The following is a 12,025-nucleotide window of genomic DNA, read 5'->3' as shown; positions in this document are numbered from 1 at the left end:
GGATATCCAAGTGTAGGTAAGTCAAGCTTCATCAATAAAGTTTCGGCTGCTAAATCAAAGGTTGCAAACTATCACTTTACTACTCTATCTCCTAAACTAGGCGTTGTAAGAGTAGGAGATAACAGATCATTCTTAATGGCTGATATTCCTGGACTTATCGAAGGTGCCCATGAAGGTGTAGGATTAGGAGATAAATTCCTAAAACATATTGAAAGATGTAAGATGATCTACCATGTAGTAGATGTATCTGGTATCGAAGGAAGATCTCCTGAAGAAGATTTCAATAAAATCAACAATGAATTAGAAAAATTTAGTAAGAGATTAGCTGGTAAAAAACAAATAGTTTTAGCTAACAAAATGGACCTATTATATGATATGGAAACATATGAAAACTTTAAGATCCATATGGCAGCAAAAGGAATCGAAGTATTTCCTATATCTGTAATTCTTAATGATGGATTAAAAGAAGTAGTGAACAAAACTTGGTCACTATTAGAAGAGATTCCTCGTGAAGAGTTAGAAGAAGAAACAGATGTACTTAATATCTTAAAAGCTATTGAAGATGAAAAACCTGATTGGCATGTAGAAGTAGACGAAGAAAATGTTTTCGTTGTTACTGGTAAAATTGTAGAAAATGTACTTAATACTTATGTATTTAATGATGATGAAGCTATTGTAAGTTTCGTCCATGTATTAAAAAACTTAGGATTAGAAAATCAACTAATCAAAGCTGGTATCGAAGAATGGGATACCGTAAGAATTGAAAATGTAGAATTTGATTATATTGTCTAATTAAATATTTTTCACATATAAATATAAAAAGATCTGAGAAATTCTCAGATCTTTTTATATTTAATGAAGTTTTCAACCCTAAGCATTTCATCTTTTTTTATCTCTCCTATCTTCTTTATCTCTTTGCCATCTCAAGTATTCTAGATTTTCTACCTTTGTAGATCCATCCTCATAGGTAGTAACCACAATTGTATTACCTTCTTTATATTCTACAGAGATAACTTTTTTAGCAGGCTGAAAGTTACTGCAACCAATAAAAATAATAGATATTAATAATATCATTAAATATTTTTCTTATATCTTTTAATTAAAATTTCGTACCGAATCTAACTCCTACAGATAATTCATTTTTAGAAACAGAATCTTTCATCCCATCTGTTGCAGTCCATGTTTTATAAGCAACATACGGAGTTATATTAGCGTCACCTAAATTAGCTCTATATTGCATTTCTGGTTTAACATACATATCAGCAGAATTATTTGCCCCTTGTAATAGTGAATAAGCTTCTAATCCAAATTCAGTTGTGAAATATACGTTGCCTGTAATTTCTCTTTCATAACCTAAATACTGCTCAATTGAGAATGCAAATTTATTATCTTTATCAATTTTTCCATTGAATACATCATTTGCATAAGAATCATTTTTCTCAGTTCCTGCGAAATCGAAGTAAATATCTCCATACATTGACCATAAACCTTCAGTTCCTAATTTTCTATAGTTAGAGATGTCTAATTGAAATGCAGTAGTTTCAGAAATTCTATCATAAGCTATGATAGGACTAATATCCATAGCAAATCCATAATATGTAGTTGAAATTTTTGGATTAAATTTAAATAATTTTTTAGTCGTATTATCTCTTGCACTAGGGTTCGAAGCATTAGATGTATACATTTCTGTTTTATCATAGCCAAAAGCTACACTTGGTACGAATGTCCACTCTTTACCCATCATATCAAAAGTTCCACCTTGATAATCTAATCCAAATTCAGTATCCCAACCTTCGTTAGTCTTATTCCAATTTTTATCAAAGTTATAATCTCTATCAACGTCATAGATAAATCCTAATTTACCCATACTAACTTTCCCTTTTCCAACTGTCCACTCTATTTTATTAGCACTGTTTGCGTAATTATCAGGACTTGTACCTGTATACCCTTTAACATCTTTATTTTTATCTGATCTTCCAGGACCTTGATTCATTATAACTTTTACTTCTCCAGCATATGAACCACTAAATCCAGCATCTCCAGTTTGTCTAGTCGCTACTAAACCTTCTATTGCACTTGAATCAGTAATTGTACTAATTTTTGCTGCTCTTTCAGCAGTCATAGCTGGTGCATCTGCTGCAAATGTTGTAGCTCCTAATACTAATATTCCTGCTAATAATAATAATTTTTTATTCATTTTTTCCTCCTAAAATAATTTTAAATTCGTTTTTTACTTCCCATTAAACTCTTTTCTGGTTGAAAATATTTCTCTTTGTCCTGATATCAGTGTAGTTTAGTAATTATTAATAGTCAATAGCCGTAATTTTCACATTTATTAAAAGAGAATTAATATTCTATTATTTACCCAGTATTAATAATGAAATAATAATAATAAAAAACCTCAAACATTAAAAATTAATAATCTTTAATGTTTGAGGTTGCTATCTATTTGTTATAACTTTTATGAAATTTAGATGTCAAATACCATTTATAGATACGATTTCTACAAGAGTGAAGTAATTGACCTCTATCTACATCATTTTAAAGCTTTATTTATCTTTTATCTTTCTTCCTGTCTTCTCGTTCTTGTCTTTCTTTCATTTTCATAAAACCTAAGTTTTCTACTTTAGTCGTCCCATCTTCATAGGTAGTCAATCTTATATTTTCTGTCTGTTTATCTTCTACCGAAAGAATTTTTTTATATGGTTCTAAATTACCACAACTTATAAAAAACGTCGATATTATTAATAGTATCAATAATTTTATTTTTGTCATAATATTTCCTCCATAGGTAGCTACAATTATTATTATTAAAAAATTTAATGTAGATTAGGAGGTCTATTAAACCCTGTCAAAAACTTCACTCTTATTTAAAATATAGCATACATTTTACAAAAATTAATATATGGTGTTTTAAAAGAACTTATTTTATTAAAATAAGTTCAGCTTTTAATTCAAAAACTACCCCATAAGTATTTCTAATTTATTTTAAATAATAATAAAATTTTAAACTTTAATTAAAAGGGATTGATCACTCAACCCCTTCAATTATAATTTTATTTTAAAGTTTCATTTTAATGATTTCTTGTTACAATTTACATTTTTCTTGAAAAACATTCATTATAGTTTTGAAATTACATTGCGTATGAAAGTCCTAAAGCTGCATAACCTTGTGTACCAAAGTTAGAAGTATGAACTTTTGTATCATCTTTTGTTGTCACACCAAGTTGTCCATATGTGCTAAAGTTATTTGTCCATTTATGATTTAACTTCATATATGTTTCTGTCTCAACAACAAGTTTTTCATTTGAGTGCATTTGATTATCTTTATGATTATATTTAACAGGCGTTGCACTAGCTTCTGTATGGAAGTCTAATGTACAAGCTTCATCAGCTGATGTATATAAATTATAATCATAGAATAAAGCAGTGTATAAAGCCGATTCTGTAGCAGCTCCACTAGTAGTAGTTACAGCTCCTTTAAACTCAACTTCTGTAGAGAAACCATATCCTAAAGTCCATTCCATATCTATATCATAAGCAATCTTTTGGATATCATCTGAATTCCCAAGCTTTGCATCATGTTTTGTAACTCTTTTATATAAAAATTCTAAGTTTGCATCTGCAGTATCTGCACCGATATAACTTGAAAAATCAATATTTGGTCTGTATGAATAAGTTCCTGCATTTGAACCTTCTTTATACATTCTAACTCTTTGACTTAATCCTAATTCTGTATTTCCGATAGTTCCATTGTCATAACTCATGTCAAATCTAAAGTTATCTTCATCTTTTTTATCTTTTCCTGGAAAAGCCATAAATGTTCTTGTTCTTAAAGCTACAGATAATTTATCTGTTAAGTTTAATCCGATTTCATTTTCTAATCTCATTTGTTTATCATCTTTAGATTCAGTATCACTATATGCTTTAAATTCTTGATTCCAATAACCTGTAATATTTTCTTTTGGTGCCATTACATCTTTAAATCCATCCAAAAAGTCTCTTGCACCCTCTGCTGCGAATGATGTAGCTCCTAATGCTAAGATACCTGCTAATAATAATATTTTCTTGTTCATGAATTTCCTCCCTAAAATAAATAAAAATTTGTTTAAAAATTTCTTTCCTAATTATCGGATCGGCTGGCTTTCTCCAACGAATTCTTACTATCAGTTTAAATTAGTAGCCTATAATAGTCAATAGCCTTTTATATAAAGGTCTAAAAAGAGAATTTATATTCTATTATAATTATATTAAAAATAAAGATTCTTTGAATTTTAAAAAATCCATTATTAATAATTAATAATTTTTAATATCACTTTTTTGAAAAAAATCGTACTAAAACCCTTATTTTTTTTATATTTTAGAACACTTTTAAAATTAAAAATTATTAATTTTAAAATAAAAAGAACTTTGTGCTAAATAATAAAACTTTTTTTTATATAAATTAAAAAATATGAATTTTTTTATACTATTATGATATTTTTTAAGATGCTAGCTGAAATATAACTAATTTAACAGAAAAACTTAATTTAACCTTTCAGTATAAAACTATATTTAATATATGGTATAATTTAAGAAAAAATGGAGGTATTATTTTATGAAAGGCGTCGTTATCTTGGGTCCTACTGCTGTAGGAAAAACAAGTTTATCTATAAAATTAGCAAAAAAATTAAATACAGAAATAATCTCAGCCGATTCTGCACAAGTCTATACTGGTATGGATATAGGTACAGCAAAGGTCAATTTAGAAGAAGCGCAGGGAATATTTCATCATATGATTGACATCTTAGAACCCATAAAAAAATACAATGTAGGAGAGTTTCAAAAAAGGGTAAATACCATCTTAGAAAAATTTGAAAATGACAAAAAAATACCGATATTAGTAGGAGGAACTGGATTATATATAAATTCTGTAACCAATGGTTTAGCAGAGCTGCCTCAGTCAGAACCTGAGCTTAGAGAAACCCTTGAGAGCAAGAGTGCAGAAGAACTCTACAAAGAACTAGAAAGAATCGACCCTTGTGCAGCCAAAGATATCCATCCCAATAACAAACGTAGAGTAGAGAGGGCTGTAGAAATTTTTCACCTCACAGGAGAAAAATTTTCTGTTATAAGCAAAAGAAATATCAAGAGAAATAACTTTGATTTTATTAAAATAGGTCTAGAAAGAGATCGAAACAATTTGTATGAACGAATAAACTTAAGAGTGGATCTTATGGCCCAAGGAGGTCTAATAAAAGAAGTTAAGAAACTCTATACTATATATGGAGAAAATTTGAGAAAAATTAATGTTATAGGATATAGTGAAATTATAGACTTTATTAAAAATAGAATAACTTTAGAAGAAGCACTCCTTCAAATAAAACAAAATTCTCGTCGATATGCCAAAAGACAATTTACATGGTTTAAAAATGACCCTGATGTCACCTGGTTTGATGTTGAAAAAATGAGCGAAGAAGCGATTTTAGAAGAGATACTAAAATTAATGAAATAATAACAAAAAAAAAGGTTATAAACCACACTAGTTAGTTGATATTTTATTTTTAGTGTGCTATCATTGTAATGATGATATTATAGGAGGAGAAGATGCTAAAAAAATTAAGTTTAACTCTTATTTTAATGCTTCTGCTAGGGTGTACAAATACACCTTTAAAAAACAGCTCATCATCTCCAAAAGAGCAGTTATTAGAACAAAAAATTAATGACTGGGAATTAGATGACGCTAAAGGTTTATTTGCTCAAATAAGTACAACTCTAGGTCCTAAAAAAATAGACAAATACGAAATTTTAATATCGGAAAAAGAGCAAGGGGTTGAAGACCTCAAAAAACTAATAAACGTATTAAAGATAGCTTTTTCCAAAAATCAAATTTTTATTATTGAACGATACACTGAAAGAGGAATAAAAAACAAAATAAAATTAAATGAACTAAAGAAGCTCGATTTGAGTATTGGAAATATATATACTACCGTTCCAAAATTCAATGATAATCATGCTAAAATTTTAGCTCTTATTAATTTTTACGACGAAAGCCTCTATCTAGATATTATATTTAATTTTAAAGATGGCCATTGGAAAATAATAGACTTTAATGAAAGAGGGTGAAATATTGCAAGGCGAAGGAATCAAAATAATTGTTCCATCTTCTTTAAAAAATCTTTCTTTAATTCGAGCCCTTGTAAAAACATATTTAATTGCAGAATCTATATCTAAAAAAGATATACTTAGACTTCTGACTGTTATAGATGAACTAGCAACCAACGCAATCGAACATGGATACAATTATCATAATGGAGAAATATCTATATTTATGATAAAAGAAGGCAACTTCATAAAAATTACTGTGGAAGATTTTGGAGCTGGATTCAACAGATTAAAAGAAAGTAAGTCTGAAGGGGGCATGGGATTAAATATAGTTAGGGGTCTTGTAGACAACCTAGAGATTAAACCTAAGAAAGTTGGAACTAAGTTTGAAATATTAAAAGAAGTTGAGGAGGAAACAAAATAATGAACTCTAATTTTGAATTAATCGAAAAGGATATTAATGGAATAAAAGTAATTAAAATCACAGGTGAGCTCGACGCTATGGTAGCTCCTAAGTTAAAAGAAAGACTCGCTAAATTAGTTGAAAACGAAACTTATAACTTTGTAATCAACTGTGAAGAATTAAGTCACATCAATAGTTTAGCTATGGGAATTTTAAGAGGAAAATTAAGAGAAGTTAAAAATCATGATGGCGATATAAAGTTATCAGACTTAAACGATCATATCAAAACAATTTTTGAAATGGTTGGGTTAGATGAGATATTTGAAATTTGTGCTACTGAAGAAGAAGCTTTAGCTAAATTTTAATAAATATCCCAAAATATTATATTTTAAGAGGGGATTTACATTATGAATACAATTATTATGATAGCGGCAGTTATAGTTGCAGCAGGGATATTTTCCTCTGTATTTTATAAAAAATCTGTTGTGGATAAAAAAATCGAAGACCTAAATAACCTCGAGAACAGCGTTGAAAAAGCAAAAATTAAAGCTGAGAAAATCGAGAAAAGAGCTACTTTTGATGCCGAGTCAAAAGCTAAAGAAATAACTATAAAAGCTAAAGAGACAGCATATAAAATTAAAGAAGAAGCTGAAAAAGAGATTAAATTAGCTAAAAATGAAATAAATCAAAAGGAAAACAGACTTATCAAAAGAGAGGAATCTTTAGATAGTAAGTTAGATCGTGTAGAAGCTAAAACTGTAGAAATAAATAACTACGAAAAAAAATTAAACTCTAAAGAAAACGAGATTGAAGAATTAAAGCAAAAGCAAGAATTAGAACTAGAAAAAATATCAGAATTATCTAAAGAAGATGCCAAAAATATCTTATTAGATAAATTAAAAGGAGACCTTACTCATGACTCTGCTGTTATGATCAGAAGTTTTGAGCATAAATTAGAGGAAGAAAAAGATAGAATGACTCAAAGAATATTATCTACTGCTATCGGAAAGGCTTCAGCAGAATTCGTTTCTGACGCTACTGTATCTGTAGTACAATTACCAAATGATGAGATGAAAGGTAGAATCATCGGACGTGAAGGTAGAAATATTAGAACTATCGAATCTTTAACTGGTGTAGATGTAATCATCGATGATACTCCAGAAGCTGTAGTTTTATCATGTTTTGATGGTGTTAAAAGAGAAATTGCTAGAAGTGCTTTAGAAAAATTAGTAAATGATGGAAGAATTCATCCTACAAAAATCGAAGAAGCTATTAAAAAAGCAACTAAAGAAGTTGATAAAGGAATCCGTGAAGCTGGAGAACATGCACTATTTGAACTTGGAATTACAGGAGTTCATCCTGAAGTGACTAAAGTATTAGGTAGTTTAAAATTTAGAACTAGTTATGGACAAAATGTTTTAACTCATTCTATCGAAGTAGGTCACTTAGCTGCTACATTGGCCGCTGAAATTGGGGCAGATGTAAAGTTAGCTAAAAGATCTGGTTTATTTCATGATATTGGTAAAGTATTAACTCATGAAACTGAAACTTCTCATGGATTGTTAGGAGCAGAATTTTTAAGAAAATTCGGTGAAAAAGACCTAGTAGCTAATGGGGCAGAATCACATCATCATGAAGTTGAATTTAAATGTATCGAATCTGTTTTAGTACAAGCTGCAGATGCTATATCAGCATCTAGACCTGGTGCAAGACGTGAAACATTAAATACATATATCAAAAGATTAGAAGAATTAGAAGCTATTGCAAGCTCATTTGAAGGTGTAGATTCATCTTACGCTATTCAAGCTGGTAGAGAGATGAGAATCATCATCAACCCTGAAGTTATCAGTGACGATAAAACAACTATCTTATCTCGTGATATAGCTAAAAAAATAGAAGAAACTATGCAGTATCCTGGTCAGATCAAAGTAACTGTTGTTAGAGAAACTAGATCTGTAGAATACGCTAAATAATTTTAAAAACACAAAATGAGCTGATCTTATCGGCTCATTTTTTATAGCGGAATTATAGTATGATTTTTATTGAAAATATGATATAATTATACATTGTAAAAGAAAAAAACTCTTCCTTTTCAGTTTTTTTACAGTTAACAGATCAACCATTGAAAAACTAAAAAAAAGAGTAAACTATAAAGAAAAGAGGGATTAAATGAAAGTTTTAATAATAGGAGATGTAGTTGGTAAACCAGGTAGAAATATCTTAACCGACTATTTAGAAAGAAAAAAAAATGAATATGATCTAATCGTTGTCAATGGTGAAAATGCCGCTGCAGGATTCGGATTAACTGAAAAAATAGTCAAACAATTTTATGAAATTGGGGTAGATGCCATTACTTCTGGTAACCATATCTGGGATAAAAAAGAAATGGTAGAATATCTGAAAACTGATCATAAAGTTTTGAGACCATTAAATTATCCAAAAGGAGTATCAGGAGTAGGTTGGAATATTTTTAAAACTCCTACAGGGGAAAAAGTAGCTGTAGTTTCATTACAAGGCAGAATATTTATGCCTCCTATTGATTGTCCTTTTCAAAGAATAACAGAAGTTTTAGATGAAATCAGAAAACAAACGACTAATATTGTCGTTGATTTCCATGCTGAAGCTACATCAGAAAAGATGGCTATGGGAAGGTTCCTTGATGGTAAAGTTTCGGTAGTTTTAGGAACTCATACACATATTCAGACTTCTGATAACAGAATTTTAGATGGTGGTACTGGATATATTACAGATGTTGGAATGACTGGTTCTCATGATGGAATAATAGGTATGACTATAGACACAGTTTTACCTAGATTTTTGACTTCCCTTCCTACTAAATTTGTTATATGTAATGACAATGTAAGAGTCAATGGTATTGAGGTAGAATTAGACCAATATGGAAAATGTAGTGATATCAAAAGGGTTGATATTTCTATCGAAGAATTAGATTTTGCAGACTTTCTGTAAATTTAAGAACTCTTTTCTCTTTGGCACTTTCTCGTAAGAAATTTACGATGTCACAAGGAAAACTTTAGTTAAGAATAGTCGTTAAAAAAAAATTAAAATAGAAAAGAATGTGTAACATTCTTTTCTATAAATTAAAATTGGTTTCCCTTGGGAAACCATTAAAGGAAGGTAATTTTAATTATGAATATATTAATTTCAAATGATGATGGGATATACGCTGAAGGAATTAAAATTTTGGTTAACCATCTTCAAGATGCTGGACATACAACATATGTAGTTGCACCTCTGGAGGAACAAAGTGGTACTGGACATGGAATAACCCTTCACCAGCCTTTGAGAGTAAAAGAAGTTTACAGAGATAATTGTCTATTTGGTCATTCTGTCACTGGAAAACCTGCTGACACTATAAAAGTGGCTTTAGCCCATCTTTATGATGAAAAAAACATTGATTTTGTAATCTCAGGAATAAACTGTGGAGCTAATCTAGGTACTGATTTATTTTATTCTGGAACTTTTGCTGCAGCTTCTGAAGGTACATTTTGGAGAAAAAATGCCATAGCTCTCTCCCTCATTGTAGACGGTAATGATCTATACTTTGAGAGTGCAGGAAAATTTATAGCAGAGTATTTAAAAACAATAAAAGATCTTAAATTTCCCATTGGAACCCTTTTAAATATAAATGTCCCTAATCTTCCCATGGAAGATATCAAAGGAATTAAATATACTAAGCAGAGCAATAGAAAATTTCAAGAAAAATTAATAGAAAGAGAAGACTCACAAGGAAATAAATATTTCTGGTTAGGAGGACACCCTATAAAAGGTGATCATGTGGAAAATTCAGATTTAGAAGCTATTGAAAATGGATATATTTCTATCACACCTGTAAAATTAAATTTATATGATAATGAACTAGAAGTACTGCTTAAAGAAAACACTAAAAAGGAGAAATATGAAACTAATAGAAGTTAGACTAATATTTGAAGCTGATAAGCCTCAATATGTAAAAAAAGAAATAACTGATTTATTTTATGAATTTGGAGTACAAGGACTTAAGATTGATGAGCCTATGGAGAGAAACTCTTTAGACTACTATAGAGATGAAAAAATATTTTTACAAAGAGATTATGCTGTATCGGCATATTTCCCTATAAATTTATATGCAGAAAAGAAAAAGTCACTTATTCTTGAAACTTTTGAAGAAAAGTTTAGTGAACGTGAAGATCTTATCTATTCATTAGATTTTTATGAATTAGATGAAGAAGATTATCAAAATTCGTGGAAAAAATATCTCTATCCTGAAAAAGTAAGCGAAAGATTTGTAGTAAAACCTACTTGGCGTGAATATGAGATTGAAGGAGACGAAATAGTCATCGAATTAGATCCTGGAAGAGCTTTTGGTACTGGTTCTCATCCGACAACTTCTCTTTGTATTAAACAGATGGAAGAATATATCTGTGAAGGGGATTCTATTATAGATGTGGGTACTGGATCTGGAATATTAATGGTTGCAGCCAATAAATTAGGAGCATCTGAAGTATGGGGTGTCGATATCGATCCTCTAGCTGTAGAAGTAGCCAAAGAAAATTTAGAATTAAATAAAGTCGATATGAATAGTATTAAACTATTTAAAGGTGACTTAGTTAAAGTTGTAGAAGAGAAAAAATTTGATGTAGTAGTAGCTAATATTTTAGCCGATGTAATCTTACTTCTACTAAACGATATGTCTACAGTTGTCAAAAAAGGTGGTATTATGATCCTTTCTGGAATAATTGAAGATAAAGCTGATGAGATCAAAAGAAGAATAATTTCATTAGGATACGAAGTTATTTCAGAAAAAAAAGATAAAGAATGGGTAAGTTTTAGTGCCAGAGCGTAATGATCAATGGAGGTTTTAATTTTGAGTCAAATAATAAAAAAGTGTAACGGTTGTGGTATCGAACTACAAAGCGAAGATAAAAACAAACAAGGTTATGTCCCTAAAGAAATGTTAAAAGGAAAAAAAAGTGCAACTTGTCAAAGATGTTTTAAATTAACTAACTACGGTGATTTTATCCCAATGGAAATGACTGCTGATGATTATAAAAAAGAAGTTCAACGTTCCGCTAAAAGTGCTAAAATAGTCTTAGCTGTATTCGATATCATTGATTTCGAAGGGTCATTTGATAACGAGATATTAGATATCTTGAGAGAAAAAGATTCTATTATAATTATCAACAAAGTAGATCTAATTCCTGGTGATAAACACGCCAGTGAAGTAGCTAACTGGGTAAAAGAAAGACTTGCAGCAGAAGGAATTGTTCCTTTAGATATCGCCATAGTAAGTGCTAAAAATACATATGGTATCAACGGTATTGTAAGAAAGATTAACCATTTCTGCCCACATGGTGCAAAAGTTATGGTAATGGGAACTACAAATGTTGGAAAATCAAGCATTATTAATAGGTTATTAGGAGAAAAAAAAGCCACTATCTCTAAATATCCAGGTACGACTATTAAATCAACTAAAAATGTAATCCCTAACTCTAATATCACAATAATAGATACCCCTGGACTTATTCCTACTGGAAGAAT

The 12,025-nt window shown here is 29.8% G+C and carries 14 protein-coding genes; 10 read left to right on the top strand and 4 right to left on the bottom strand.

From position 1 onward, the window contains the following. A partial coding sequence (gene cgtA, locus WBG30_RS06195) for an Obg family GTPase CgtA (RefSeq protein WP_424503776.1) occupies nt 1-792 on the top strand: 792 nt, incomplete at its 5' end. A gap of 87 nt (nt 793-879) precedes the next feature. On the opposite strand, the gene WBG30_RS06190 is transcribed toward cgtA, so the two are convergent. From WBG30_RS06190 to WBG30_RS06175, 4 genes are all read right to left on the bottom strand, one after another. After that, complete coding sequence (locus WBG30_RS06190; RefSeq protein ID WP_424503775.1) at nt 880-1,074, bottom strand: hypothetical protein; 195 nt, start codon at nt 1,072-1,074, stop codon at nt 880-882. Nucleotides 1,075-1,099: 25 nt separating this feature from the next. Next, nucleotides 1,100-2,197: a hypothetical protein gene (locus WBG30_RS06185; RefSeq protein ID WP_424503774.1), complete on the bottom strand. Its 1,098-nt coding sequence runs from the start codon at nt 2,195-2,197 to the stop codon at nt 1,100-1,102. 356 nt (nt 2,198-2,553) lie between these two features. Then, a complete protein-coding gene (locus tag WBG30_RS06180) occupies nt 2,554-2,775 on the bottom strand; it encodes a hypothetical protein (protein WP_424503773.1) in 222 nt (73 codons plus the stop codon). Between the two features lie 359 nt (nt 2,776-3,134). Beyond that, nucleotides 3,135-4,076, bottom strand: a complete 942-nt coding sequence (locus WBG30_RS06175) for a FomA family porin-like outer membrane protein (RefSeq protein WP_424503772.1) — start codon at nt 4,074-4,076, stop codon at nt 3,135-3,137. Nucleotides 4,077-4,597: 521 nt separating this feature from the next. On the opposite strand from WBG30_RS06175, the gene miaA reads away from it, so the two are divergent. From miaA to WBG30_RS06130, 9 genes are all read left to right on the top strand, one after another. Then, nucleotides 4,598-5,494, top strand: coding sequence for a tRNA (adenosine(37)-N6)-dimethylallyltransferase MiaA (gene miaA, locus WBG30_RS06170; RefSeq protein ID WP_424503771.1), 897 nt, complete (start codon nt 4,598-4,600; stop codon nt 5,492-5,494). A gap of 92 nt (nt 5,495-5,586) precedes the next feature. Continuing rightward, nucleotides 5,587-6,105 (top strand): hypothetical protein, encoded by a 519-nt coding sequence (locus tag WBG30_RS06165; RefSeq protein ID WP_424503770.1) that lies wholly within the window; start codon nt 5,587-5,589, stop codon nt 6,103-6,105. Beyond that, nucleotides 6,092-6,508, top strand: a complete 417-nt coding sequence (locus tag WBG30_RS06160) for an ATP-binding protein (protein ID WP_424503769.1) — start codon at nt 6,092-6,094, stop codon at nt 6,506-6,508. The genes WBG30_RS06165 and WBG30_RS06160 overlap by 14 nt, the downstream gene beginning before the upstream one ends. Continuing rightward, on the top strand, nt 6,508-6,852 hold the full coding sequence (locus WBG30_RS06155) for an STAS domain-containing protein (RefSeq protein ID WP_424503768.1): 345 nt from the start codon (nt 6,508-6,510) through the stop codon (nt 6,850-6,852). The genes WBG30_RS06160 and WBG30_RS06155 overlap by 1 nt, the downstream gene beginning before the upstream one ends. Nucleotides 6,853-6,894: 42 nt before the next feature. After that, nucleotides 6,895-8,460 (top strand): ribonuclease Y, encoded by a 1,566-nt coding sequence (gene rny / locus WBG30_RS06150; protein WP_424503767.1) that lies wholly within the window; start codon nt 6,895-6,897, stop codon nt 8,458-8,460. 196 nt (nt 8,461-8,656) lie between these two features. Beyond that, nucleotides 8,657-9,454, top strand: a complete 798-nt coding sequence (locus WBG30_RS06145) for a TIGR00282 family metallophosphoesterase (RefSeq protein ID WP_424503766.1) — start codon at nt 8,657-8,659, stop codon at nt 9,452-9,454. Between the two features lie 180 nt (nt 9,455-9,634). Then, a complete protein-coding gene (gene surE / locus WBG30_RS06140) occupies nt 9,635-10,423 on the top strand; it encodes a 5'/3'-nucleotidase SurE (RefSeq protein ID WP_424503765.1) in 789 nt (262 codons plus the stop codon). Then, entirely contained in the window at nt 10,404-11,330 is a 927-nt protein-coding gene (gene prmA, locus WBG30_RS06135; RefSeq protein ID WP_424503764.1) for a 50S ribosomal protein L11 methyltransferase, read from the top strand. The genes surE and prmA overlap by 20 nt, the downstream gene beginning before the upstream one ends. A gap of 30 nt (nt 11,331-11,360) precedes the next feature. Continuing rightward, a partial coding sequence (locus WBG30_RS06130) for a GTPase (protein ID WP_424503777.1) occupies nt 11,361-12,025 on the top strand: 665 nt, incomplete at its 3' end.

Source organism: Psychrilyobacter sp., from assembly GCF_049671765.1.
In the GTDB taxonomy this organism is placed as follows: domain Bacteria; phylum Fusobacteriota; class Fusobacteriia; order Fusobacteriales; family Fusobacteriaceae; genus Psychrilyobacter.
The sequence above is the reverse complement of the archived record's forward strand: the minus strand, read 5'-3'. Positions and strand labels throughout refer to the sequence as shown.